Origin of the sequence: Actinoplanes italicus (assembly GCF_003001815.1) — a bacterium.
Taxonomy (GTDB): domain Bacteria; phylum Actinomycetota; class Actinomycetes; order Mycobacteriales; family Micromonosporaceae; genus Actinoplanes; species Actinoplanes italicus.
On sequence record NZ_PVMZ01000029.1, the window covers coordinates 45,014 to 70,411 of the forward strand.

Below are 25,398 nucleotides of genomic sequence, written 5' to 3' on the forward strand. Positions count from 1 at the left end.
GGAGGCGTTTTCGTTGGCCGGGAAGCTGGATCTGGATGCGGCCGTGGTCGCGCGGGCAAGGGAGCTCGCCGCACGGGCGGGGCGGCCGGTGGTCGACCTGGCGCGGTCGCACACCACCGTGTCGGTGGAGCGTGCGGTGCTGCGGCTGGCGGGGGTGACCGGCGCTGACCCGGATGGCATCCCGTGGGTGAACCGGCTGGTCGACGCGGTGCGTGCGGACGTCGGGCTCGGTCACGGGGTGGCCGTCCCGGTGTTCCACGCGATGGAGACGACCGGTGTGGAGGACGTGACGGTCCTGGCGCAGAAGGCGGCGGCCGGGTCGGTGCGGTTCTCCATGCCCTCCCGTCCCGCGAAGGCGCGGCAGCGGGCCAGGCGGGCCACCGCGGCCGGGCTGAGGACGATCGACCGGCGGCGGGCCGAGCGGGACCGGCTGATCAAGCGGTTCGGCGATCCGAAGCAGCGGCCGTGGATCTACCTGATCGTCGCGACGGGGGACATCTACGAGGACATCCCGCAGGCGCAGGCGGCGGCGCGGGCCGGGGCGGACGTGATCGCGGTGATCCGGTCGACGGGGCAGTCGCTGCTGGACTACGTGCCGGAGGGCCCGACGCGGGAGGGGTTCGCCGGCACGTACGCCACGCAGGAGAACTTCCGGCTGATGCGGGCCGCGCTGGACGAGACGTCGAAGGAGGTGGGCCGTTACGTGCGGCTCACCAATTACGCGTCCGGGCTGTGCATGCCGGAGATGGCGACGATGGCCGGGCTGGAGCGTCTGGACATGATGCTCAACGACTCGATGTACGGGATCCTGTTCCGTGACATCAACCCGATCCGTACGTTCGTGGACCAGCGGTTCTCGCGGCAGATCCACGCCCGGGCCGGAATCATCATCAACACCGGCGAGGACAACTACCTGACCACCGCGGACGCGGTCGACGCGGCGCACACCGTCACCGTTTCGCAGTTGATGAACGAGTACTTCGCCCACGAGGCGGGCCTGCAGGACTGGCAGTTGGGCCTGGGGCACGCGTTCGAGATCAACCCGGAACTGCCGGAGTCGTTCCGCATGGAGCTGGCGCACGCGCTGCTCGCCCGGGAGCTCTTCCCCGACGCGCCCCTGAAGTGGATGCCGCCGACCAAGCACATGACCGGCGACGTGTTCCGCGGCAACCTGCTCGACGGCTTCTTCAACCTGGCCGGCGCACTGACCGGCCAGGGGATCCTTCTCGTCGGCATGATGACCGAGGCGGTCGTCACCCCGTGGCTCTCCGATCGGGACATCGCCCTGCAGAACGTCCGATACGTCCTGAACGGTGCCGGGAACCTGCACGAGGACTTCACACCCGGCGAGTTCATCCGCGGGCGCGCGAACCAGGTCCTGAGTGAGGCGATCGACCTGCTGGAACGGATCGTGGACGACGGCATGCTCAACGCGATCGCCGACGGGACGTTCGGGATCATGAAGCGGCCCGCCGACCGGGGCAAGGGCCTCGACGGCGTCTCCAAGATCGACGAGGACTACTACAACCCGGTGGTGGAGTCATGATCATTCGCCCCTATGGCGACACCACGGGTGACGGCATGGTGCAGCTGTCCTTCACGCTGCCGATCCCGCACGACAAGCGGGCCGAGGGTGCCGCGCTGCAGCTGGCGAACAAGATGGGCATGGACCCCGCCATGCTGGTCCACGCCAAGCAGATGAGTGACGATTTCACGTTCTTCGTCGTCTACGGGAAGGTCAACCATCTCGTCGACACCGACAGGGTGCAGGTCGTCGAGCGCGACTATCCGCTGCTGAGCGCCAAGGAGGTCAACGCGGCGATCAAGCGGGGCCTGCGGCGGCGGCTCAACGTGGTCGGCGCCTGCATCGGCACCGACGCGCACACCGTCGGCATCGACGCGATCCTCAACCTCAAGGGCATCGCGGGGGAGAAGGGCCTGGAGTACTACTCGGAGCTGTCGGTCACCAACATGGGCGCGCAGGTGTCGGTGCCCGACCTGGTGGAGACGGCCCGGGAGAAGAAGGCCGACGCGGTGCTGGTCTCCCAGGTGGTGACCCAGCGCGACGCGCACCTGCAGAACACGCGGGCCATGTCGGCGGCGTTCCGGGAGGCGCTGCCGGCCGGGAAACGGCCGCTGCTGATCGTCGGCGGGCCGCGGTTCGACGAGCTGATGACCGGTGAGCTGGGCGTCGACCGGATCTTCAGCCGTGGCACCACGCCCCGCGAGGTCGCCTCCTATCTCGTCCACGCCCTCGTCGGGAGCTCGAAATGATCACTGTGACGCATCGCCGGTACGTGCCCTACTCGCACGCCCACTACGCCGGGAACCTGGTCGACGGGGCGTACTCGCTCGCGGCGTTCGGGGACGTGGCCACCGAGATCTGCATCCGGCTCGACGGCGACGAGGGGCTGTTCGCGTCCTACGACGACGTGCAGTTCAAGGCGCCGGTGCGGGCCGGGGACGTGCTGGAGATCAGCGGGACCGTGACGAGGACAGGCACGAGGTCCCGCAAAATCGCGTTCGAGGTGCGGGTGGTGTGCCGGGGCACGTCGGGTTCGGCGGCCGAGGTCCTGGCTGAGCCGATCGTGGCGACCACCGCGGTGGGCACGGTCGTGGTGCCGCCGAAGCCGATCGGTGAGGCCGCCGCGGAAGACGCGGCCGGGGTGCCGCCGAAGCCGTGACGACCGCCGTCTGTGTGGACGTCGGGTCGACGTACACGAAAGCCGCCCTGATCGATCTGGACGGTGCGGAACTGGTCCGCCGGGCGGAAGTGCCGACCACGTCCTCCACGGACGTCCTGGAAGGTCTGGACGCCGCCGTCACGGCCGTGGGTGGCGGCGACGAGCTTTACGTCTGTTCCTCGGCCGGCGGCGGTCTGCGTCTGGCGGTGATCGGCTACGAGCGTCTGGTCACCGCCGAGGCCGGGCACCGGGTGGGGTTGTCGGCCGGGGCACAGGTGGTGCACGTGGCCGCCGGGCCGATGACCGGTCCCGATCTGACCCGGCTGCGCGCCGCCCGGCCGGACGTGCTACTGCTGGCCGGCGGCACCGACGGCGGCGACGCCGAAACCCTTCTGCACAACGCGCGGCGGCTGTCCGCGGCCCGGATCCGCATTCCGGTGGTTCTGGCGGGCAATTCGGCTGTACGGGAGGACGCGCTCACACTTCTGCGGGGCAGGGGAGTGCCGGTTACGGCCGCGGCGAACGTGCTGCCGCGCATCGGCGTGCTCGACCCGCTGCCGGCCCGCGCCGCGATCCGTGACGTGTTCCTGCGGCACGTGATCGGCGGCAAACGCCTGTCGCGGGGCACCCGGTTCACCCGGCTGGTGCGTGCCGCCACCCCGGACGCCGTGCTGGCCGGGGTGGAGACGCTCGCCGACGCGACCGGGTACGGGATCCTGGTCGTCGACGTGGGCGGCGCGACCACCGACGTGTACTCGGCGCTCGTGCCGGACGCGGAGGCGGAGACCGGGCCGCGCCGTGACGTGGCCGGCACCCTGTGGCGGTCGCGGACCGTGGAGGGTGACCTCGGGGTGGCCGTCGGCGCCGACGGCACCCGGGCGGCCGCCGTGGCCGAGAAACTGCCCGCCCCGGACGGCGATCGGGAACTCGCGTCGGCGGCCGCCGTCGTGGCGATGCGGCGGCACGCGCGCGGCCGTCCCGGGCTACGTGACGTACGTCTCGTCATCGGATCCGGCGGGGTGTTGCGCCACGGCGGCGGCGAGCGGGTCCTGCAGGCGGTGCTCTCCGATGTGGGCGGTGGCTGGGCGCCCCCTGAGCAGGCCCGCGCCGTGGTTGATCAGCAGTACGTCCTCGCCGCCGCGGGTCTGCTCGCGGCCGATCATCCGGGCGTCGCGGCCCGGCTGCTGGGTAACTCGATCAGGTACTGACGATGACACGCCGATGAATGAGACACGCCGGGACACGGGACGCCCGGTTGACAGACGGCCGGGGGCGGGACGTACCGTCTTCAGGTCCTGTTCCACGTGTCCTCACCCACTGGCCCGCAGTCCCCGCAGGGGTCGCGCGTTCTGCCAGGTCCAGGGGGCGGGCGACACAGACGGCACGAGGCGGGCCACGCACGGGTGGCCCCTCCGGAGGCCGGGTCCATGACCAGTAGACAACGGCACGACGCGGGCAGCCGGCACGCGGCGGGTCGGTCCGAAGGTCATGGCGAGTCCGCCGGATCACACCGGCCGTGAAGAGGGCGGAAGCACTCGAGGGGCGTGGTCGAAACTGTGACCGCGCCCCTCCGTCGTCCCTGCTCACCGGCGGGTAGCCTGCCTGGCGTGGAAATGACTATGCCTCCGCCGGCGCTGTCCGAGCCGGGTCCCGCGGCGCAGACGCCCGGGCCCCCGCTGCGGCTGCCGGTGGCGGTGGCCCTCGCCGTCGCCGCGGGTGCGGCCCTGCTGCTGGCCCTGCCGCCGTACGACCTGTGGTGGCTGTCCCCGGCCGGGGTGGCGCTGCTCGCCGCGGCCGTGCACCGGCGGCGTCTGCGGGCCGGTCTCGGTCTCGGCTTCCTCGCCGGGCTGGCGCTGTTCGTGCCCCTGCTCGACTGGACCGCGATCGCCGCCGGCTGGCTGCCCTGGATGATCCTGTCCTTGTCGCAGGCCTTCTACGTGGGTCTGGCCGGGCTGGCGGGATCGTGGCTGTCGCCGGTCGCCGACCGGTGGCGGGCGTCGTGGCCGCTGCTGACCGGCCTGATCTGGACCACGCAGGAGTTCCTGCGCGACCGGACCCCCTTCGGCGGCTTCCCGTGGGGCAGGCTCGCGTTCAGCCAGGGCGACGCGCCGGTGCTGCGGCTGGCCGCGTGGGGCGGCGCCCCGCTGGTCACGTTCGTCGTGGCCGTCACCGGCGGCGCCCTCGTCGCGCTGGCCTGGCGGCGCTGGACGAGGGCCGGTCTGCTCGGCGCCGCCGGATTCGCGGCCGTGGCGGTCGTGCTGACCCTCGCCCCCGCGGCCGTGCCGCTGACCGCACCGGCCGGTGCGTCCACCACCGTCGCGATCGTGCAGGGCAACGTGCCGCGGCTCGGCCTGGACTTCAACGCCCAGCGGCGGGCCGTGCTCGACAACCACGTCAACGCCACCCTCGGCCTGGCCGCCGACGTAGCCGCCGGAAAGCAGAAGCAGCCCGGCCTGGTCGTCTGGCCGGAGAACTCCAGCGACATCGACCCGCTGCGCAACGACGACGCGGCCGCCCTGATCCAGTCCGCCGCCGACGCGATCAACGCGCCGATCCTGGTCGGCACCCTGCAGCGCACCGACGTGGACGGCGACTTCTACAACGTGGGCATCCTGTGGCGCCCCGGCGGCGCCGGCCCGGACCTGGACCAGCAGTACGCCAAACGCCACCCGGTGCCGTTCGCCGAGTACATGCCGCTGCGCCCGATCGCCCGGCTCGTCAGCGACAAGGTCGACCTGGTCCGCAACATGCTCGCCGGCGACCGGCCGGGCGTCGTCGACACCGGCGCGGCCGTGCTCGGCGACGTGATCTGCTTCGAGGTCGCCTACGACGACATCGTCCGCGACACGGTCGTCGGCGGCGCGCAGATCCTCGCCGTACAGACCAACAACGCCACCTTCAACGAGGCCGAGGCGCGCCAGCAGCTGGCCATGGTCCGGCTGCGTGCCGTCGAGCACGGCCGGGAGGCGCTCATGGTCTCCACGGTCGGTGTGTCCGGCTTTGTGGATGCCCAAGGTGCTGTATACGGTTCGACCGGTTTCAACACCGCTGCGGTGGTGGTGCGTGACATGCGACTGGACGGACCCAGTACGCTGGCGACTCGTTCGGGCATCTGGCCCGAGGTGTCGATCGTCTTTGGTACGGTCGTCGCCCTCCTAGTCGCGCTGCCCCTGCGCCGCCGGCGGGCGATAATCGACAGTGGCGACGTGACGGGTTCGGAGGAACGGTGAGCGAGGCGGAAGGTTACCCGGGAGTGGGACGGGTCCTCGTGATCATCCCCACGTACAACGAGGCGGACAACGTCCGGGTGATCACCGAGCGGGTGCGCAAGGCCACCCCTACCGTCGACATCCTGATCGCCGACGACAACTCCCCGGACGGCACCGGCGCCATCGCCGACGAGCTCGCCGAGGCCGACGGTCAGATCTTCGTCATGCACCGGGCCGGCAAGGAGGGCCTCGGCGAGGCCTACAAGGCCGGCTTCCAGTGGGCCAAGGAGAAGGGCTACGACGCGGTCGTCGAGATGGACGCGGACGGCTCGCACGCTCCCGAGGAGCTGCACCGCCTGCTCGACGCGCTCGCCGACCACGACGCCGTCATCGGCACCCGCTACATCCCCGGCGGCACCGTGCACAACTGGCCGCTGCGGCGGCTGCTGCTGTCGCGGTGCGGCAACCTGTACATCCGGATGGCGCTGGGCATGCCGTTCAAGGACGCCACCGCCGGCTACCGCGCCTACCGCATCGCCGTCCTCGACAAGATCGACGTCGCGACGATCGCGTCCACCGGCTACTCGTTCCAGGTCGAGATGACCTGGCGCTCGTACCGGCAGGGTTTCCGCATGATCGAGGTGCCGATCACGTTCACCGAGCGCGAAATCGGTGTCAGCAAGATGAGCGGCAACATCTTCAAGGAACAGCTGCTGCGGGTCACGCTGTGGGGCGTGCAGTCGCGCAAGGAGAGCCTGCTCACGCTGGTCGGCCGCAAGCCCCGCTGAGTACGCCTTCCGGCACGCCTCCTGTGTGTCTGCTGGGAACGTCTCCGGCTCTGGCTGAGAAGGCCCTCAGTCAGAGGTGTCATGCTTGACCGAGCCCGTCGTGAGGCGGGCTCGGGACACCCTCGGAGGATCACCCATGCGGCGTAGCAGACTGGCCTATCTACCTCTCGCGTTCCCGCTGCTCGCCTTCGCGGAGTTCCTGGCCTTCGTGTCCGTCGCGCACGCCATCGGCTTCCTCTGGGCGGCCGTGCTGCTCGCCGCGTCCAGCGCCGCCGGCATCGTGCTGCTGCGCCGCGAGGGCGTCCGCGGCTTCCGCGCCTTCCAGGAAGCCGCCCGCGCCGGCCGGCCCCCGGCCACCGAGGTGACCAACTCGCTCATCGGCCTCACCGGCGGCCTGCTGCTGGCCCTGCCCGGCTTCATCACCGGCGTCGTCGGTCTGATCGCCCTGCTGCCCCCCAGCCGGGTCCTGATCCGCCGCGGCGTCGAGCGGGCCGCCGAGCGCCGCCTCGGCGGAGCGGCCACCGGAGACCTGTTCGGCCCCCGCCGCGTCCGGGTCCACCAGAGCGACCCGGTCACCGTCGTGGTCGTCGACGAGCCGCGCGCCACCACGCCGGCCGCCGCCATCGAGGGCGAGATCGTCCGCTAGCGCGGCGGCTTCCCGCCCCGGTAGACGCCCCGCCTCGGCCACCCTGCTCAGCACCGTCTCCGGCTGGCACCGTCTCCGGTTGGCACCGTCTCCGGCCAGTACTGTCTCCGGTTGGCACCGTCTCCGGCCAGTACTGTCTCCGGTTGGCACCGTCTCCGGCCAGTACTGTCTCCGGTTGGCACCGTCTCCGGCCAGTACTGTCTCCGGTTGGCACCGTCTCCGGCCAGTACTGTCTCCGGTTGGCACCGTCTCCGGCCAGTACTGTCTCCGGTTGGCACCGTCTCCGGCCAGTACTGTCTCCGGTTGGCACCGTCTCCGGCCAGTACTGTCTCCGGCTGGCACCGTCTCCGGCCAGTACTGTCTCCGGCCGGCACCGTCTCCGGCTGGCACCGCCTTCGGCCGACGCTGACAGGAGTCGGCACCGCCACCGGCCGTTTGCCGTCAGCCTGCACGGTTGCGTCGAGCGCCTATCCGTCTCGGCGCCGCCGTCTCGCCTCACCGCTTCCGCCCTACCGCTCCCGCCCTACCGTCTCGCCTCACCGCTCTCGCCTCACCGTTTCCATGCTGGCGATCTTGTGAGGTTGTGGTCGCTCGAGCGGCGTAGTCGCACAAGATCGCCCGACGCTTCGTCGCTTCGCCTTCTTGGCGGCAGATCTTGTGAGGTTCAGGTCGAGATGGCGGCTGAACCTCACAAGATCTGCGCATCTGAAGGGCGTCGCGGGCGTCGCGGGCGTCGCGGGCGTCGCGGGCGTCCGGGGCGGGGCCTGCTCGGGGTGGCTGAGCCCTGCCTACTTCTGGCGGCCGGGGACCTTGTGCAGTCGTTACGGTTCGGCGTGAACCTGTGCGGCGATTACTGCCCCGGCGATAAGAGTTGTTCAACATCGGTTGGTCGCTGTGGACCTTGGATGCCGGTTGCGCGTGGGAGCCGCGTGGGTGGTGAGGCGTGCACGGGGCCGCGGCGGGCAGCGATGGGTGCACAGGGTCGGAGGCGGGCGGTGGCGGGTGTCCAAGCCCGGCGCGAGCCGGCTGGCCGTAGCGTGGCGCGTGGGGATTTGTGGTCTGGGGGCGGGTTTCGGGGGCCGTGCGAGTGGGATTCGGTTGAGTGTGGTGATCGGTGGTCCGGTTTGCGCACGGGTGGCCACGCAAGGTGACACGGCCGGGGCAGCCGCGTCGGCCGTTGACCGGTGGCGAGGGCGGCCGCTGACAGCGAAAAGCCGCCCCGGCAGAACCGGGGCGGCTTTCTCGTTGTCGTGCGGGTTACCTCAACGGCCGCGGCGGGTGCGGACCTCCTGCAGCCGCTCGTTGAGGATGTCCTCCAGCTCGGCGATCGAGCGCCGCTCCAGAAGCATGTCCCAGTGGGTGCGCGGCGGCTTGGCCTTCTTCTGCTCCGGCTCGCTGCCGTCGACCAGACGGGCGACGCTGCCGTCGAACTTGCACTCCCAGGTGGTCGGCACCTCGGCATCGACGGCGAACGGCACCTCGAACTGGTGACCCTTCGCGCACAGGAACTCGCGGGTCTGTCGGGGCGCCAGCTCGGTGTTACGGTCGGACTCGTAGCTGACTGCGCCAAGACGGCTGCCGCGCAGCATGCGTTCGCCCATGATCGGCTTTCCCCTCGCTCGTGGTGCTGCTTCCGTTGGTGTAACGAAAGGGACGGCCGCGGGATTCCTCCGCCGGAACCCCCGACGGCCGTCAAAGTCTGTTCGCACCGCTGGTATCAACAGTGTTAACGCTATGAGCGTAACCGGCCACTCACCCCAGCTCGCAAACCGAACCGGCGTCCGAATGGACCTTGGTCCACTTTATGATTGTTTGACGCTTCTTCGGTTGGTGCGATGTCGGTCACTCGTTCGGATTCACTCGTAATTCACGGCACCTTCGGTCACTCGGAGCTGCCCACACCGTAGTGATCGGCTATGACAGCCTGCGCTGAAGGCTTCCGCACACTCGCGAACCCCCACCGAACGTGAGAATGTTCACCACTCGGTCCTCCTCCCTTGATGCCTACCCCGGATCTCGGCGCACACACCCGTCAGCTGTTGCCGGAGGCGGTGGGCTGAGCGGGGGCCGGAGCGGAGGCGGCGGGCTGGGCGGACGCGGTGAGCTGGGCCGGGGCGGAGGCGGCGGGCTGGGCGGACGCGGTGAGCTGGGCCGGGGCGGCAGGCTGCGCGAAGGCCGGTGCCGGACCGGGGCGGCCGCTGCCCAGAGCGGCCAACGCCGCCGCCAGGTCACTGACCTGCGACGTCAGCTGGGCGACCCGCTCGTGCGCGGCGTCGGCGTCGGCGCGGGCGGACGTGAGGCGCCGTTCCAGGTCGGCCTGCTCCCGCACGGCCCGTTCGAGAGACCTTTCAAGATCTTCGTGGGTACGCCGGAAGCCGTCCCGTTCGGCCGTGACCGCGACCAGGCTCTCCTGTGCGGCGGTCGCCTCCGCCCGTGCCCGGCGGGCCTGTTCGGCGGCGTCGTCACGGTCGCGTCCGGCGGTGTCGGCGCGCTGACGGTCCGCGACGGCCGAGGCCGAGACCTGTTCCAGCTGCTCCCGGACGGCTGTCAGTTCCTCCTGCGCGTGGCGTTGCGCTGCTTCGGCCGTACCGCGGAAGTCCTTGAAATCTTGAATCGCCGTCTTCAGGTCACGTTCGGCGGTGTCGCGCTGCCCGCGGACCTCCTGCAGTTCACGCCGGGCGCCGCCGAGCTCGTCGGCCGCCGTGTCCCGCTCGGCCTCGGCCCGTTCCCGCAGCGCCACCGCGGTCGTGGCGGCGCGTACCGCCTCGTCGCGCGCCGTCAGCGCCTCCTGCGCCCGCCTGTCGGCCTCCTCGGCGGTGCGCTGGGCGTCGGTGGCCTGCTGCCGTGCCTCGTCACGTTCGGCCGTCGCCGCCGCTGCCAGCTGCTGCGCGGCGGCCGCCGCGGTGGTCGCCTGGTCGGCGTCGCGGCGGGCGTCGTCACGTTCCGCGTGTGCGGCCGCCACCTGTCCGGACGTCTCCGCCCGCACCTCGGCGACCTGCCGCTCGACACCGGCCGGCGACATCTCCGAATGCAGCGCCTCGGTCAGTGAACCGACGAGCTGATCGAGACGGTCCACCACCTCCCACGTCCGGGCCACCTGCCCGGCGAGCCCCGGCGACTGACGGTGCCGCATCCGAACATTGCGGGAGGCACGCTGACATTCACCGTCGTTGTCGCGGCAGTAGCGGAACGGCCGCCCGGCGGACGCACGCTGCGGCACGGGGCGCCCGCAGTGGGCGCAGGGACGGGTCTCGGTTTCGGAATCCTGCACAGTCATAACACCGCCAACCCTATGCGCGCCGACCCCGGCGGCCCGGCAACCACACCGGTACCCACCTACATGATCAGCCATCCGTCTCTCCCGGACCACGCCGTGCCGGGCGGAGCACGGGGCAGCAGTGGAGAGCCATGAACACCGGGTGGCGCCGCACGGCGTCGCGGGTGGTGGTTGTGTGGGCGTACCCGAGAGGCTTTAAGGTTCTCCGATGGGACGCACTGCGCTGGTGACCGGGGCCTCGTCGGGGATCGGGAAGGCTACCGCCGCGGCGCTCGCCGCTCGTGGGTTTCGCGTGCTCGGGACCAGCCGTGACCCGGAGTCGCTGAAGCCGGAGCAGCGGGCCGACGGTGTCGAGTATCTGCCGCTCGACCTCGGCGACGACGCGTCGATCGAGAGTCTCGCGCCGGCGCTGGCCGGGGTGGACGTGCTGATCAACAACGCCGGGGAGAGTCAGTCCGGGCCGATCGAGGAGCTGCCCGGTGAGGCGCTGCGGCGGATCTTTCAGGTCAACGTCCTGGGGCCGGTACGCCTGACGCAGCTGGCGTTGCCGGGGATGCGTGAGCGTGGCTACGGGCGGGTCGTGATGGTCGGGTCGATGCTGGCGTCGTTCCCGCTGGCGTACCGGTCGTCCTATGTCGCGTCGAAGGCGGCGATCAAGGGGTTCAGCAACGGGGCACGGCACGAGCTGACGCCGTTCGGGGTCTGGCTGACGACCGTGGAGCCGGGGTCGATCGCGACCGGGATCAGTGAGCGGCGCACGAAGTACATCGGGGCCGGCTCGCCGTACCGGGAGGACTTCGGGCGGATGCTCGCGGCTCTGGACCGTAACGAGCGGGCCGGGATCACGGCGGAGAAGGTGGCGGCGACGATCGTGTCGGCGGTCGAGGCGGCGCGGCCGAAGGCACGGTACGCCGTGGGCAGCAACGCTCCGGCGGTGTTCGCGCTGCGGCGGCTGCTGCCGGGCGGTGTCGTCGAGAGGATCGTGCACCGCAGGCACGATCTCAGCCGCTGACGCGCTGCCGGTGACGTAGCTCGCGCAGGGTGCCGATCGCCCGGGTCGCGGCGAGGGCCCACAGCACCAGCAGCGGCTGGAAGAACAGGCGGACGAACCGCTTCGTGTCGGTGTCCAGGCCGAAGCCGTCCTTGTGCTCGAGCCACTGGGCGATGTTGCCCGGGAAGATCACCACGAAGAACAGCGCCGCGATCGCGCCGACGATGCCGCGTGCCGGCTGTTTCCACACGGTCAGCAGCGCCACGCCGAGGGTGATCTCGACGACGCCGGACGCCAGGACCACGAAGTCGGCGTCGATCGGGAACCAGTCCGGCACCTGAGCCTGGAACTCGCTGCGGGCCACGGTCAGGTGGGTGATGCCGGCGAACGTCAGGACCGTGCCGAGGAGGGCCTGCCCGAACGCTCTCACGATGTTCATGGATGGCATCATAACTGATGATCTCATCAATTATGAGGTGGCATAAACTGGCCGCCATGACGGGGCGACTCGAACGGCGCAAGGCACAGACCCGCGCCGCGCTCATCGACGCCGCTCGTACGCTGCTGACCAGCCGTGACCCCGCCGGCGTCAGCATCCAGGAGATCACCGACGCGGCCGACGTCGGATTCGGCAGCTTCTACAACCACTTCCCGTCCAAGCAGGAGCTGTTCGACCTGGCCGTCGCCTCGGTCGCCGACGAGCACCGTGCCCTGATCACGGCGGCCACCGGCGGGCTCACCGACCCGGCCGAGGCGCTCGCCGTGGCGGTGCGGCTCACCGCCCGCCTCCCGCGCACCCACCCGTCGCTCGCCCGGGTCATCGACCGCGCCGGGCTGAGCTACCCGGGTGCCTGGCCGATCGGCGACCTACGGCACGCGCACGCGGTCGGGCGGCTCTGCTTCGACGACGCCGAGGTGGCGTTCGCGTGCGTCAACGGCTCTCTGCTCGGCGTGCTGCGGCTCAACCTGGCGGCCGACGACCCGGGCCTGGTCGATCAGGCCGCGGACCGGCTCGCGGTCAGCCTGTTGCGGATGTTCGGGCTGGTCGAGGGGGACGCGCGGAAGGTGGTGGCCCGTCCGCTGCCGGCCGGCCGGCGGTGAACCACGACAGGTCGACGGCGTCGGCGATCGCCTGGAACCCGTCGGCGGACGGGTGCAGGTGATCGCCGGAGTCGTGACGCGGCAGGAAGCGGGTGGGACGGGCGGGATCACGGGTCGCGGCGTCCTGGTCCAGGACCGCGTCGCAACCGCTGTCCGCGGAGCGCACGAACGCGTTGACCTGGGCCCGGCCCCGCTCGGCCCGCTCGTTGAAGTAACCCGCGCCCTCGAACGGTGTCAGGGTCGAGCAGATCACCCGCAGGCCCGCGGCGTGCGCCCGGGAGATCAGCTCCCGCAGCGCGGCCACGATCCGGTCCGCGGACGGCGGATCGGCGGCCCCGAGATCGTTCAGTGGATCGTCGGAGATTATCGCCCATCGGGCGCCCGGCTGCCGGAGCACGTCCCGTTCGAACCGGCTCATGCCGCTCGGGCCGCGGTCGTCGGCGAGCAGGCGATTCCCGCTGATCCCGGCGTTGAGCACCGCCACCGGCAGACCCGCCGCGCGCAGCCGGTCCGACAGCAGGTCCGGCCAGCGGCGGTTCGCGCCGGACGCCGAACCCAGCCCGTCGGTGATCGACGCGCCGAACGCCACCACCGCCCCGGCGTCCGACCGCACGTCCAGGCCGGCCAGGAAGAACCAGCTCGACTCGTTCTTCGGTGCGGTCAGCCGCCCGGCCGACGTCTGATCGCCGGCGGCGACCTGGTTGTGGCGCACCGCGATGGCGTGGCGGGTGCTCGGGCCGGTCGGTGACGGCAGGTACATGCTGACGGTCACGTCGCCGCCGGCGGGGACGTCGAACGGCACCTCGTCGCTGGTGGCGGTGCCACCCGCGGGGATCGTGACCGAGGCTGTGCCGCCGAAGGTCACCGGGACGGATCCGCCCAGCCGCACGGCGCCGACCATCAGCGGCCGGTCGCCGAACTCGTTGGTCAACCGGAGGCGGGCGATGTCACCGCCGATGCTGGTGTGCACGCTCTGACGCAGCGTGTGGCCGTCGAACGGGCGGCCACCTCCCTCGACAGCCGTGGCCCAGGTGCCGACCCAGGGCAGCGGCGCGGACGGTGACGGTGACGGCGGTTGTCCCGGCGGTGGCACGGGGGCGGGAGCCGTGCAGCCCGCGGCGAGCAGCAGCAGAAACACCGCCGCTCGCCGCATGACCTCATCCTGTCATCGGAACGCGGCTCAGATGCCGAGCTCGCCCGTGCCGGCGCCGGCCGTGACGATCGACTTCACGTTGGCCGCGGTGTCGAGCGTGCAGGCGTACGAGATGGCCTTGACCGTGCCGTTGACCTGGGGACGGCGGAGCTCAGAGGACGGGGGCGGGGGTGCCGGCCTCGGTGGCGGCGGGCAGTGCGGTGCGGGGTGTGCAGGGCAGGGAGAGCACGAACATCGCGCCGCGCGGCTGGTTGGGTCGGTACTCGATGGTGCCGCCGGAGGCTTGGGCCAGGCGGGCCACGAGGTAGAGGCCGAGACCGGTGCCCGGTTTGGTGGTGGCCACACCGGTGTCGGCCCGGGTGAAGCGCTCGAACAGGTGCGGGACGAACGCGGCCGGTACGCCCTCGCCGTGGTCACCGACCTTGACGAGGACCCGGTCGCGGTCGGGACGGACCGTCACGTTGATCGGCGGGGCTCCGTACTTGACCGCGTTGGCCAGCAGGTTGCCCAGCAGCAGCGCGAGGTGGACCGGGTCAGCGGTGGCCATCGCCTGGTCCGGGGCGGTGACGGTGACGCCCTGGGCGGTGTCGTAGCCCTGGGCGGTGACGGCCTGCCGGGCGGCGTGCGCGACGTCGAGCCGGACCGGGCGGGCGGTGAGGGCCCCGGCGTCCAGCTGGGCGAGCGTGAGGATCTCGCTGACCAGCTGTTCGGCCCGGTGGCCACCGGTGGTCATGCGGCGCAGGTAGTGCCGGCGGGTCTCGTCCGGCATGTCGGTCCAGTCGTCGAGCAGCATCTCCCCGGCCGAGACGATGGTGGTGAGCGGCTGGCGTACGTCGTGACTGAGCATGGCCATGAAGTCGGCCATCTGCTCGTTGGCGTGCTCGAGGCGTTCGGCGTGGCGGGCCAGTTCGGCGGCGTCCTCGCGGCGGGCGCGTTCCAGCATGCGGCGTTCGGTCACGTCGATGATCTGCGTGGCGAAGTACTGGTTGCGGCCCTCCTCGTCGCGCAGCAGACCCGCCGTGATCACCACCTCGACCGGATGGCCGTCGTCGTGGACGTAGCGTTTCTCCATGTCGAAGCCGTCGATCCGGCCGGACAGGCAGTCGCGGATGCACCGCTGGCAGGATTCCAGGTCGTCGGGGTGGGTGATCTCGGCGAAGTTGACGCCCACCAGCCTGGCCTCGGAACGGCCGAGCATGTTGCACAGGGCCGGGTTGACCCGCAGGAACCGGCCGTCGAGGTCGGCCACGGCCATGCCGATGCGCGAGTTGTCGAACAATTTGCGGAACCGCTGCTCGGTGGAGTGCAGCTCACGGCGGTTGCGGCGGGCCCGGGCGGTGGCCGCGACGACGAGCAGGCCGACGCCGGAGGCAGTGAACAGCGCGGCCCGTCCGGCGGCGCGGCTACCGGCGGTGTTGGCGAACAGCACGTCCTCGGGCACGGCGGCCGACAACCGCCACGGGGTGCCCTGCACATGTAGCGAGGTGTATCGCCACCACTGGTCGCCCGCCCGGTACCGGCCCTCGTCGGCGCCGCGCAGGGCGGCTGACAGGGTGGGCTCCTCGTTGGCCAGCAGGGCGACGTTCTCGGCACGGTCCTGGTTGGTGGCGACGATGGCGTCCGAGGTGTCCACCAGCTGCACCCGCACCTGGTCCAGGGTGATGGCGTTCTTGAGGTAACCGGCGATCGGGCCCTTGCCGACGGCCACCGCGCCGGAGAAGACGCGCAGGCCGTACGGCGTCTCGAACGGCACGGCGAACGCGACGACCGGCAGCCCGCGCGCGGCCGAGGCCACCACCGGGGAGACCGCGGGCCGGAGGTCGTGCACCGCGGTCCACAGATGCGGGTAACGGTCGGCGAGGGGTTCGCCCAGCAGAGCCGGGTTCGACGGGATGACCCGCAGAAGCCGGCCCTCGCTGTCGAGCAGCACGGCCGCCGGGTAGCCGAAGCCGCCGACCGAGCGGGTGAAGTCACGCTGGCTGACGACCTCGTCGGTGAGGAACGCCATGGCCTGGGTGCGTTCCCGCTCGATCAGGTCCTTGACGGTGCTCTCGACCAGGTTGGCGGTCAGGCCGACGCGGTCGTGGTAGCGGTCGATGACCCCCTGCTTGGTGGTGAGCTCGACCCAGAGGAGCGCGCCCGCGCCGAGGCAGGTCAGTACCAGCCACACCGCGAACGGCGCGGCCAGGAACCGCAAACCCGTCCGCATATTTCCGACTATGGCACTGCTTTGCCTAGGACCAGGTCAGGACCGTCAAAGGCAGCGTGCCGCACGGCGTCAGATCGACCCCGCCGGGCAGGGTGAGCGGTGTGTGCTCCAGCAGTGCGGTACGGATCTCGGCGTCCCGGATCAGGGAACCGGCCAGGTGCTGGGCGGTCGTGCCGGCGACCACCCGGCCGTGCGTGTTGACCAGCGCCGCCGGGCTGCCGACCGCGCGCAGGGCGGGGCGTACCGCGCGTTCGAAGTCGGCCACGAACACGTCCGCGCCGGCGATCCCGGCGAACCGGCCGTCCTCGATGATCGGGACGGTGAAGGTGAGCGCGTACTGCTCGGCGCAGACGTAGTCCACGTACGGGCCGGTCACGTGGCGGCGGCCGGTGTCGCGGGGGACGGCGAACCACGGCTGGCGGCCCAGGTCGACGAAGGTGTCGCTGGCCGGGTCGAGGTCCAGGACGAGCTGGGTGCGCTGGGCCGGGTCGGCGCCCATCCACCACTCCAGCTCCTGCGGGCGGCCCGCGGTGATCACCCCGGCGCCGCTGATCAGGCCGCCGAGCGCGGCGATCACGTGTGGCCGCAGGCCGGCCAGATCACGGTTTCCCTGAAAGCGGCGGCGCAGTTCGTCGGCGGTGGCGAAGGCGTGCTCGGCGATCTGTTCGGTCAGGGCTGCGGCTGCTGTTTCATGGGTGGTCGTACGTCCCATGGGACCCGCCTTCACTGCTCGATCAGCGTCAGGTGCAGGGTGACCAGGCGCTCGACGGCCTTCTCGATGTGTTCCTCGGTGAGCTGCCGGGCCAGGTCGCCGTCGCCCGCCGCGATGGCGGCCGTGATCGCCCTGTGGTCGGCGTGCGGATCATATGCGCGGTCGTCGCTCGGGAGAACCGGCGACCACAGCAGTGTTCCCAATTCGGTAGCGAAGCGCACCTCCTCGCGGGCCAGTCGTGCGGACTGTGCGACAGCTGCCACCTCGAGGTGGTACGCCCGCTCCATCCGGTGCAGCGGACCGGCGACGTCGGCGTCGACCTCCTCGATGCGCAGGATGTCGTCGGCGTCGGCCCGCTGGGCGGCCAGCCGTGCGGCGGCGCCCGCGATCGCCGCGTAGTGGTCGGTGGTGTCGCGCAGGTTGGGCAGGCTCAGCTCGGCGACGCGGGTGCGCAGCCCGCCGCCGGACGGGGCACGCACGAAACTGCCGCCGCCACGCCCGCGGCGGGTCTCCACCAGGTTCTTGTGCCGCAGGGCGACCAGGGCTTCGCGGACGGTCACCCGGGAGACGCCGAACTGCGCGGCCAGGTCGGCCTCGCTGGGCAGCTGTTCGGCGTCGGTGAGCAGCCCGAACGTGATGGCGTCGGTGAGCCGCCGGACCACGGTCTCGGCGCGGCTGTGCGGATCCAGCGGTGCGAACACCACGGATCGCCCGCTGGCTCGGCCCGTCTCCATGTCCTTGATTCTTCCGCACGGCTGTTTACGCGCTGGTTACCGGGCTGTCTTGACCTTTAAAGTCTGACGCCATACGTTTTCGGCACCGCTCTCAGGGACTTCTCAGAAGGTGCTCTCCACGTGACCGATTCCTCTGACCCGGCGATCCGGCTCACCGGGCTCCGCAAGTCGTTCGGCGCCGTCGACGCGGTGGCCGGCATCGACCTCGACATCGCCGACGGCGAGTTCTTCTCGATGCTCGGCCCGTCCGGCTCCGGCAAGACGACCGTGCTGCGGATGATCGCCGGATTCGAGCTGCCCACCGCCGGGACCGTCCATCTCGGAGGCCGGGACGTCACCCGGCTGGCGCCGTTCGAGCGCGACGTCAACACGGTCTTCCAGGACTACGCGCTGTTCCCGCACATGAGCGTGCTGGAGAACGTCGAGTACGGGCTGAAGGTTCGCGGCGTCAAACGGGCCGAACGCCGCAGGCGGGCCGAGGAGGCGCTGGCCGGCGTGCGGCTCGAGGGCTTCGGCGCACGCCGTCCGGCGGCGATGTCCGGCGGGCAGCGGCAACGCGTGGCCCTGGCCCGGGCGCTGGTCAACCGGCCCAAGGTGCTGCTGCTCGACGAACCGCTCGGCGCGCTCGACCTGAAACTGCGCGAGCAGATGCAGGTGGAGCTCAAGGCCATCCAGCGGGAGGTCGGCATCACCTTCGTCTTCGTCACCCACGACCAGGACGAGGCCCTCACCATGAGCGACCGGGTCGCGGTCTTCGAAACGGGGCGCATCGCGCAGGTCGGAACACCCGAGGAGGTGTACGAGCGTCCGGCGAGCTCCTTCGTCGCGGGCTTCGTCGGCACGTCCAACGTGTTCACCGGTGCCGCCGCCGCGGCACTCGTCGGACGGCAGGGCACTTTCTCCGTACGCCCGGAGAAGATCTTGATCTCTGACGACTCCGGTCCGGAAGGCACCGTCGCCGAGGTCGTCTACGCGGGACCCGTCACCAGGTACGTCGTCGACCTCGACGCGGGCAGTCGTGTCGTGGTCGTCGCCCAGAACCGCCACAGCGGCGCGCCGCTGGTCGCCCGTGGTCATCGCGTCCGCCTGTCCTGGCACGACGAGCACATCGTCGAGATCCCCTCTGCAACGAAGGAGACCGCGCATGCGTAGCGGAAGAATAGTCATGGCGGCGCTGGCCGCCGGGGTGCTCACCCTGGCCGGATGCGGCGATGGCGGATCGAGTGGGTCCACCGGCTCCGGTCCCGGCGGGCTGTCCGTCCCGAAGATCGACAAGCTGGCGTCGCTCGGTGCCGGTGAGGGCACCGTCAACGTCGTCTCCTGGGCCGGATACGTCGAGGACGGCAGCACCGACAAGGCCGTCGACTGGGTGACCGGCTTCGAGTCCGAGACCGGCTGCCAGGTCAACAACAAGATCGCCGGTACGTCCGACGAGATGGTCGCGCTCATGAAGACCGGCGAGTACGACGTGGTGTCGGCCTCCGGTGACGCGTCGCTGCGGCTGATCTACGGCGGTGACGTCGCGCCGGTCAACACCGACCTGATCAGCAACTACAAGGACGTCTTCGAGGGGCTCAAGAACCAGCGGTGGAACTCGGTCGACGGCGCCTCCTACGGCGTCCCGCACGGCCGCGGCGCCAACCTGCTGATGTACCGCACCGACCAGGTGCAGCCGGCGCCCACCTCGTGGAGCGCGGTCTTCGACCCGGCCTCGCCGTTCAAGGGCAAGATCACCGCGTACGACTCGCCGATCTACATCGCCGACGCGGCGCTCTACCTCATGAAGACCAAACCCGACCTCAAGATCACCAATCCGTACGCCCTGGACGACACCCAGTTCCAGGCGGCCGTCGACCTGCTCAAGCAGCAGAACGAGCTGATCGGTGAGTACTGGTCCGACTACACCAAGGAGGTCCAGGCGTTCAAAGCCGGCAACTCGGTGCTCGGCACCACCTGGCAGGTCATCGTCAACCTGACCAAGGCCGACGGCGCGCCCGTCGAGGCGATCCTGCCCAGCGAGGGCGCCACCGGCTGGTCCGACACCTGGATGATCTCGGCCAAGGCCGCGCACCCGAACTGCGCGTACCTCTGGATGAACCACATCATCTCGCCGAAGGCCAACGCCGGCGTCGCCGAGTGGTTCGGTGAGGCCCCCTCCAACAAGCTGTCCTGCGCGCAGACCGCGGACAAGAACCACTGCGCCACCTTCCACGCCGAGGACGAGGAGTACTTCGAGCAGGTCTGGTACTGGACCACCCCGTTGGCGCAGTGCCTCGACGGGCGCACCGACGTGACCTGCAAGGACTACTCGGCCTGGACCCAGGCCTGGACGACGATCAAGGGATAGCGTGACCAGTCTCGGTTCGTACCTGCACCGGCACCCGCGCCTGCGCCTGGCCGGCCTGCTCTCCGCGCCCCTGCTCTGGCTGGTCGTCGCCTATCTCGGCGCGCTCGCGGTGCTCCTGGTGTCGGCGTTCTGGACCGTGAACGGCTTCACCGGGGAGGTGGTCCGGGAGTTCTCGCTCGCGAACTTCCGGACCATCCTCACCGAGGAGGTCTACCGGAACGTCTCGCTGCGCAGTCTCGGGGTGGCCGTCTCGGTCACCGTCATCTGCGCGGTGATCGCGATCCCGATGGCGTTCTACATGGCTAAAGTTTCCAAGTACAAAAATGCACTGGTCATAGCCATTCTTACGCCCCTGTGGGCCAGTTACCTGGTCAAGGCGTACGCGTGGCGGATCCTGCTGGCCAACGGCGGGCCGATGGACTCGATCTTCGGTGGACCCGGGTACGGGATCGGCGCGACCATCCTCGTGCTGTCGTACCTGTGGCTGCCGTACATGATCCTGCCGATCTACGCCGGGCTGGAACGGTTGCCGGACTCGCTGCTCGAGGCCTCCGCCGACCTCGGGGCGCGCGCCGGGCGTACCTTCCGGTCCGTGGTCCTGCCGGTGTTGATCCCGTCGGTCCTCGCCGGGTCGATCTTCACCTTCTCGCTGTCGCTCGGCGACTACATCACCGTCCAGATTGTCGGCGGGAAGACCCAGCTCATCGGCAACGTCGTCTACGCCAACATCGGCGCCGCGAACAATCTGCCGTTCGCCGCCGCGATCGCCTGCGTCCCCGTCCTGATCATGGTGATCTACCTGGTCGCGGTCCGCCGTTCCGGCGCCCTGGAGGAGCTGTGACCCTCTCCGCATCCGCCCGCTGGGCGCTGCGTGCCGTGATGGCCGCCGGCCTCGTCTTCATCTACGTGCCGCTGCTGCTCGTGCTGGTCAACTCGTTCAACGGCGACCGGACCTTCGCCTGGCCGCCCCGCGACCTGACCACCCGCTGGTGGTCGGCGGCCTGGGAGAACGAGGGCGCCCGGCAGGCGCTGCTCACCTCGGTCCAGGCCGGGCTCGCCGCCACCGCGATCGCGCTGGTGCTCGGCACGATGATCGCCTTCGCCGTGCAGCGGTTCGAGTTCTTCGGCCGCGACACCGTGTCGCTGCTGGTGGTGCTGCCGATCGCGCTGCCCGGCATCGTCACGGGCATCGCCCTGGACAGCGCCTGGCGGTCGGTCATGGGCGACCTCGGCATCGGCAAGGGCCTGTTCTCGGTGGTCGTCGGGCACGCCACGTTCTGCGTCGTCACCGTTTACAACAACGTCCTCGCCCGGCTGCGGCGTACCGGCGTCAACCTGGAAGAGGCGTCGGCCGACCTCGGCGCCTCCGGCTTCCAGACCTTCCGGTACGTGACGTTTCCGCTGATCCGGTCGGCGCTGCTCGCGGGTGGGCTGCTGGCGTTCGCGCTCTCCTTCGACGAGATCATCGTGACCACGTTCACGGCCGGGCCCGGAGTCACCACACTGCCGATCTGGATCTTCAACAACCTGTTCCGGCCCAACCAGGCGCCGATCGTCAACGTCGTCGCGGCGGTGCTGATCGTGCTGTCCGTGGTGCCGGTGTGGCTGGCGCAGCGCATCGCCGGGCCTTCATCCGGAGTTCTCCGTGGTAGCACTGATGCTTAGAGGCAGGGTCGCGGCAGACGATCGGTTCAACCACCACCGAGGGGGAACCGATGACATTCGCCAGGCTCCAGACCACCGCCACCCGGCCCGAGGGTGACGACCTCGTACCCGAGCTCACCGCGATGATCTCCGGCCATCCCGGTTTCGCCGGCCTGCTCCTGCTCGAAGGGGAGGAACGGGCCGGTGCCCTGCTCACCCTCTGGCAGACCTTCCCGGACGCCGAGAAGGCCTCCGAACGCAGCCGTGCCGACGGCGGGCAACCGCCCGTCACGATCACCTCCGACGAGATCTACGAGGTCGACGACGACGAGGCCGCCGTCGCCGCCGGGCGGCCGGTGGGTGCCGCGCTTCTCGGTGTCTTCGACGGGCCGCTCAGCGCCGAGCGCGAGACCCTGGCCCGGCGACGCGGCCGGGAGAGCATCGGCCCGGTGGTGCGGCAGGTGCCCGGCATGGTCCGTACGCTCGTGCTCTGGCACCCCGGCAAGCGCGGCTTCGTCATCGTGCACCTCGCCGAGTCGGCCGCGGTGCTCGACGCGGTCGGCGCCGCCGTGCGATCGGTGCCGCTGCGCGACGGTGACGACCCCGCCCTGCTGACCGGCCCCGACCGGGTGTCGGTGCACCGGGTCGTGGCGTACGAGCCGGTGGCCGGACAGGTTCTGGCCCTTCGCGGCCGCCGCGTACCGGATCTCTGGTCGAGGTAGTGCTGGCGTTACCTCCAGGACTCCACTCTGGACGACTGTTTCGGGCGGCACGGTCCGGTTGGCTGTACGACATGACGACGTTCGGACCCGCCATCAGGATCGCCGCGACCACTGCTGCGCTCGCCTCCGCTCTGCCGTTTCTGCCGGCCACACCAGCCTTCGCGTCGCCTGCCGTGTCGCCCTTCTCATCGCCGGCTCTCGCGTCTCTCTCCCCATCGCAGGCGTTCGTCTCGCCGTTCGCTCTGCCACGACCGTCGGGGCCGTTCGCCGTCGGCCGGGAGGTGCTGCACCTGACCGACCGGTCCCGGCCCGACCCCTGGGTGCCGGACAGCCCTCGTGAGCTGATGGTCTCGATGTTCTATCCAGCCGTTGCGCTGCCGGGCCGCCCAGCGTCCTACCTCTCGGTTGCCGAGGCCCGGCTGCTCATCGACGACCGCAAAGTCACCGGCATCATCGAGCCCGAGGAGCTCAGCTCCACCCGCACGACCGCCGTGGCCTCCGCACCACCGCGCCACGGCCGGTTCCCGCTCGTCGTGCTGTCGCCCGGCTTCACCCTGCACCGGCACACCCTCACCCACCTGGCCGAGGAGCTGGCCAGTCGCGGTCATGTGGTGGCCGTCGCCGACCACGCGCACGAGTCCGCGGGCACCGACTTCCCCCGTGGCCGCACACTGAACTGCACCGCCTGCACTGTGGTCGAGGGCCAGGGCACATCGGGCTATGCCCGTGTCGCCTCCGGCCGGTCACGGGATCTGTCGTTCCTGCTCGACCGCCTGACCGGCGACCGTCCGGTGTGGCGCCACGCACGCATGATCGACCGCACCCGGATCGGTGTGGCCGGCCATTCGATCGGTGGCAACGCCGCCGCGGTCACCATGGCGGCCGATCCGCGGGTGCGCGCCGGGATCAACATGGACGGCAGCCTGTTCGAGCCGGTCCCGGCCGGAGGATTCGGCGGGCGGCCGTTCATGCTGCTCGGCGCGCCGTCCCCGGCCCCCGATGGCGCCCCGGACAAGACCTGGGTGCGTGACTGGCCGGTCATGGACGGCTGGAAACGCTGGCTCACCGTCACCGGCAGCGGGCACCTCGACTTCACCGACATCCCGGTGATCGGGGAACAGGCGGGTATCCCCGACCCCGGATTCCCACTGCCCGGGAGCCGGGCCGCGCAGATCACGCGCGACTACGTGGGTGCGTTCTTCGACCTGCATCTGCGCGGGATCCCGCAGCCGTTGCTCGACGGCCCGGCACCTAGCCATCCGGAGGTGCTGTTCCAGCAGCCCTGAGACGGCCTCACCCGGCCGGGGCGTCCTGCCGACGGTCTCCGTGAGGTGGCGTATGCCCTCAACCGGGCAGTCGTCGGTGTCGGGCCTGTGGGGCTTGGCCCGGCCGGGGGTGTCCTGTCCATGGTTTCCGTGAGGTGGCGTATGTCCCCGATCGGCCAGTCGTCGGTGTTCGGGCCTGTATCGAAGTGGGAGACGGGCTGCGGCGTGCGGCCCGACGACATCTGGACTCCGCCTCGCTCCGGCCCGCACCGCGATACATGCCTCGTGCCTGCTGCGGAGGAGTCTCGAAGGTCTTGGGCCCGGGGCGGGGGTCTCGGCAGGCCCTCTCGGGGCTGATGTGGAGGAGCCGAGTTCCGTGGCTCCTCCACATACGGCGGGGCGGGATCGGGTGGTCAGAGGAGCACACCGGTCGAGGACTGCTCGGCGACCCGGGCCGGGTGCGCCGACCGGCGCCGGGAGGCCAGCCACAGGATGACCGCGGTGTAGGCGGCCAGCACCGTCAGCCCTGCCCACCACGGCAGCGGGAAGTATCCGGTGGACGGCGAATAGTAGGAGGTGATCTGCGGATACTCCACCGCTGTCTGCTTGACCGCGAAGGCAGCGGCCGGAGTGACGCGCAACAGCCACTCCGCGACCGTGTCCGGCAACAGCGGGATCACGCTGACCGCGAAGGGGACGGCGACCAGCGCCACCGCCAGACTGCTGCCGGCCCAGCGTCGCCGCGTCAGTGCGCCGAGTCCGTATGCCAGCATCGCCGACAGGGCGAGTGCCACGGCCAGGCCGACGACCACCCGCAGGCCGGTCGGCAGGGTCAGGGCCTGCACCGGCATGTTCTTGCTCCGGGCGATGGCGGCGCCGATCGGTACGACCGCGCCGGCCGCCACCAGCCCGACCGCGAAGGCGGCCGCGCCGACGGTGGTGACGCGGCGCCGGTGCATCCCCGTGGAGGCGCCGTACCGTGCCGCGACCACCAGCACTATGACCAGCGCCGCCAGGAACCCGGCCAAGGACTGATCGGTGGTCCAGGCGAACTCCTCGCGGGCGGGACTGATGTCGCCGGTGCCGCTGATCCGGATCACGCTGCCGTTCTGGACCACTCCGGACGGGTTGGATAGCTTCTCCCAGTCTGTCTGGTTCATCTGCCCGACCGGCTCACTGACCCATTCGCCGTCGCCTCCCTCGACGGTGACGCTGTCGAAGACACCGACGGCCTGGGTGAACCGGCACGCCTGGGTGTTGCCGCCCAGAGCGGTCTCGCGCAGTGTCAGGTCGCACGGCGAGGTGGCGAACAGGCCGACCCGCACGGTGTCCGGAAGGCCGGCGAGGCGTGCCGTGCCCACGGTGTGCCACTGGACGCCGTCGGCGGACTCGGCGCCGGTGACCGTGTCGCCGGAACGGGTCAGCCGCAGCCAGCGTGGGGAGTCGGCGGAGACACCGCCCGGCCGACCGGCGTCGTCGTGCCGATAGCCGTGCTGGAAGTGGACACCGTGACGGCCGGTCATGGCCAGAGCCGCATAACGCGAACCCTGCCGCGTGCCGTCCTTGACGATGACACCGGATTTGGCCCAGGGCACCAGGCCGGGAACGATCTCGTCGTGATCGGGTGGAGGATAGGTGATCGTGCCGGTCATCGAGGTCATCCGGGCCGTGATCGTGCCGCCGGTGCCGAGTTCCTGATGCAGGAACCAGAACCGGTCGCCGACGACCGATCCGTCCTCGGCCACCGGGGCGACCGGGCAGGGCCCGTCGCAGGTCACCCGGAGGCCGGCGGCGGACAGCCCGCCGACCGCGACGACGGCCACGGCGGCGACGGTCAGGGCCACGACCCGGGCCGGGCGGAGGAAATCCGAAGCGAACATGCCGTCGGTTCTACGGATCGGTGCCTAACATCGGCC

23 protein-coding genes are annotated in these 25,398 nt (G+C 70.7%); 15 read left to right on the forward strand and 8 right to left on the reverse strand.

Annotated features, from left to right (window positions below):
• Window positions 1-13 precede the first annotated feature (13 nt).
• From kamD to CLV67_RS44430, 7 genes are all read left to right on the forward strand, one after another.
• A complete protein-coding gene (gene kamD, locus CLV67_RS44400) occupies window positions 14-1,546 on the forward strand; it encodes a lysine 5,6-aminomutase subunit alpha (RefSeq protein ID WP_106329849.1) in 1,533 nt (510 codons plus the stop codon).
• Window positions 1,543-2,274: a lysine 5,6-aminomutase subunit beta gene (gene kamE, locus CLV67_RS44405; RefSeq protein ID WP_106329851.1), complete on the forward strand. Its 732-nt coding sequence runs from the start codon at window positions 1,543-1,545 to the stop codon at window positions 2,272-2,274. The genes kamD and kamE overlap by 4 nt, the downstream gene beginning before the upstream one ends.
• Window positions 2,271-2,684: a 3-aminobutyryl-CoA ammonia lyase gene (gene kal, locus CLV67_RS44410; protein ID WP_106329853.1), complete on the forward strand. Its 414-nt coding sequence runs from the start codon at window positions 2,271-2,273 to the stop codon at window positions 2,682-2,684. The genes kamE and kal overlap by 4 nt, the downstream gene beginning before the upstream one ends.
• Window positions 2,681-3,892, forward strand: a complete 1,212-nt coding sequence (locus tag CLV67_RS44415) for a glutamate mutase L (RefSeq protein WP_106329855.1) — start codon at window positions 2,681-2,683, stop codon at window positions 3,890-3,892. The genes kal and CLV67_RS44415 overlap by 4 nt, the downstream gene beginning before the upstream one ends.
• A 405-nt stretch (window positions 3,893-4,297) precedes the next feature.
• Window positions 4,298-5,914, forward strand: coding sequence for an apolipoprotein N-acyltransferase (lnt, locus tag CLV67_RS44420; protein ID WP_106329857.1), 1,617 nt, complete (start codon window positions 4,298-4,300; stop codon window positions 5,912-5,914).
• Window positions 5,911-6,681: a polyprenol monophosphomannose synthase gene (locus CLV67_RS44425; RefSeq protein ID WP_106329859.1), complete on the forward strand. Its 771-nt coding sequence runs from the start codon at window positions 5,911-5,913 to the stop codon at window positions 6,679-6,681. The genes lnt and CLV67_RS44425 overlap by 4 nt, the downstream gene beginning before the upstream one ends.
• A 136-nt stretch (window positions 6,682-6,817) precedes the next feature.
• Window positions 6,818-7,327, forward strand: a complete 510-nt coding sequence (locus CLV67_RS44430; protein ID WP_106329860.1) for an FxsA family protein — start codon at window positions 6,818-6,820, stop codon at window positions 7,325-7,327.
• Window positions 7,328-8,589: 1,262 nt separating this feature from the next.
• Here the strand turns inward: CLV67_RS44430 and CLV67_RS44435 are convergent.
• Window positions 8,590-8,928, reverse strand: coding sequence for an RNA polymerase-binding protein RbpA (locus CLV67_RS44435; protein WP_045741810.1), 339 nt, complete (start codon window positions 8,926-8,928; stop codon window positions 8,590-8,592).
• 431 nt (window positions 8,929-9,359) lie between these two features.
• Complete coding sequence (locus CLV67_RS44445; protein WP_307833904.1) at window positions 9,360-10,460, reverse strand: coiled-coil domain-containing protein; 1,101 nt, start codon at window positions 10,458-10,460, stop codon at window positions 9,360-9,362.
• Window positions 10,461-10,812: 352 nt separating this feature from the next.
• On the opposite strand from CLV67_RS44445, the gene CLV67_RS44450 reads away from it, so the two are divergent.
• The gene (locus CLV67_RS44450; protein WP_106329864.1) at window positions 10,813-11,616 is read left to right on the forward strand and encodes an SDR family oxidoreductase; all 804 of its coding nucleotides are present in this window, start codon (window positions 10,813-10,815) and stop codon (window positions 11,614-11,616) included.
• Here the strand turns inward: CLV67_RS44450 and CLV67_RS44455 are convergent.
• Window positions 11,606-12,034 (reverse strand): DoxX family protein, encoded by a 429-nt coding sequence (locus tag CLV67_RS44455; RefSeq protein WP_106329867.1) that lies wholly within the window; start codon window positions 12,032-12,034, stop codon window positions 11,606-11,608. The two genes, CLV67_RS44450 and CLV67_RS44455, sit on opposite strands and share 11 nt — an antisense overlap.
• Window positions 12,035-12,090: 56 nt before the next feature.
• Between CLV67_RS44455 and CLV67_RS44460 the strand changes: the two genes are divergently transcribed.
• Entirely contained in the window at window positions 12,091-12,696 is a 606-nt protein-coding gene (locus CLV67_RS44460; RefSeq protein ID WP_203737745.1) for a TetR/AcrR family transcriptional regulator, read from the forward strand.
• Here the strand turns inward: CLV67_RS44460 and CLV67_RS44465 are convergent.
• The 4 genes from CLV67_RS44465 to CLV67_RS44480 form a co-directional block, all read right to left on the reverse strand.
• Complete coding sequence (locus tag CLV67_RS44465) at window positions 12,614-13,849, reverse strand: SGNH/GDSL hydrolase family protein (protein ID WP_203737746.1); 1,236 nt, start codon at window positions 13,847-13,849, stop codon at window positions 12,614-12,616. The two genes, CLV67_RS44460 and CLV67_RS44465, sit on opposite strands and share 83 nt — an antisense overlap.
• Before the next feature lie 151 nt (window positions 13,850-14,000).
• Window positions 14,001-16,058: a sensor histidine kinase gene (locus tag CLV67_RS44470; protein WP_106329871.1), complete on the reverse strand. Its 2,058-nt coding sequence runs from the start codon at window positions 16,056-16,058 to the stop codon at window positions 14,001-14,003.
• A gap of 25 nt (window positions 16,059-16,083) precedes the next feature.
• Window positions 16,084-16,770 (reverse strand): cache domain-containing protein, encoded by a 687-nt coding sequence (locus CLV67_RS44475; protein WP_106329873.1) that lies wholly within the window; start codon window positions 16,768-16,770, stop codon window positions 16,084-16,086.
• 11 nt (window positions 16,771-16,781) lie between these two features.
• A complete protein-coding gene (locus CLV67_RS44480; RefSeq protein WP_106329875.1) occupies window positions 16,782-17,504 on the reverse strand; it encodes a FadR/GntR family transcriptional regulator in 723 nt (240 codons plus the stop codon).
• A 120-nt stretch (window positions 17,505-17,624) separates the two neighbouring features.
• Between CLV67_RS44480 and CLV67_RS44485 the strand changes: the two genes are divergently transcribed.
• From CLV67_RS44485 to CLV67_RS44510, 6 genes are all read left to right on the forward strand, one after another.
• Complete coding sequence (locus CLV67_RS44485; protein ID WP_106329877.1) at window positions 17,625-18,656, forward strand: ABC transporter ATP-binding protein; 1,032 nt, start codon at window positions 17,625-17,627, stop codon at window positions 18,654-18,656.
• Window positions 18,649-19,851: an ABC transporter substrate-binding protein gene (locus CLV67_RS44490; RefSeq protein ID WP_106329879.1), complete on the forward strand. Its 1,203-nt coding sequence runs from the start codon at window positions 18,649-18,651 to the stop codon at window positions 19,849-19,851. Before CLV67_RS44485 ends, CLV67_RS44490 begins: the two co-directional genes overlap by 8 nt.
• A gap of 1 nt (window position 19,852) precedes the next feature.
• Window positions 19,853-20,692: an ABC transporter permease gene (locus CLV67_RS44495; protein WP_106329881.1), complete on the forward strand. Its 840-nt coding sequence runs from the start codon at window positions 19,853-19,855 to the stop codon at window positions 20,690-20,692.
• Entirely contained in the window at window positions 20,689-21,516 is an 828-nt protein-coding gene (locus CLV67_RS44500; protein ID WP_106329883.1) for an ABC transporter permease, read from the forward strand. The genes CLV67_RS44495 and CLV67_RS44500 overlap by 4 nt, the downstream gene beginning before the upstream one ends.
• 50 nt (window positions 21,517-21,566) lie before the next feature.
• A complete protein-coding gene (locus tag CLV67_RS44505; RefSeq protein ID WP_106329885.1) occupies window positions 21,567-22,217 on the forward strand; it encodes a hypothetical protein in 651 nt (216 codons plus the stop codon).
• A 71-nt stretch (window positions 22,218-22,288) separates the two neighbouring features.
• Complete coding sequence (locus CLV67_RS44510; protein WP_106329887.1) at window positions 22,289-23,503, forward strand: alpha/beta hydrolase family protein; 1,215 nt, start codon at window positions 22,289-22,291, stop codon at window positions 23,501-23,503.
• A gap of 392 nt (window positions 23,504-23,895) precedes the next feature.
• Here the strand turns inward: CLV67_RS44510 and CLV67_RS44515 are convergent, their stop codons facing one another.
• The gene (locus CLV67_RS44515; protein WP_106329889.1) at window positions 23,896-25,362 is read right to left on the reverse strand and encodes a hypothetical protein; all 1,467 of its coding nucleotides are present in this window, start codon (window positions 25,360-25,362) and stop codon (window positions 23,896-23,898) included.
• Window positions 25,363-25,398 lie beyond the last annotated feature (36 nt).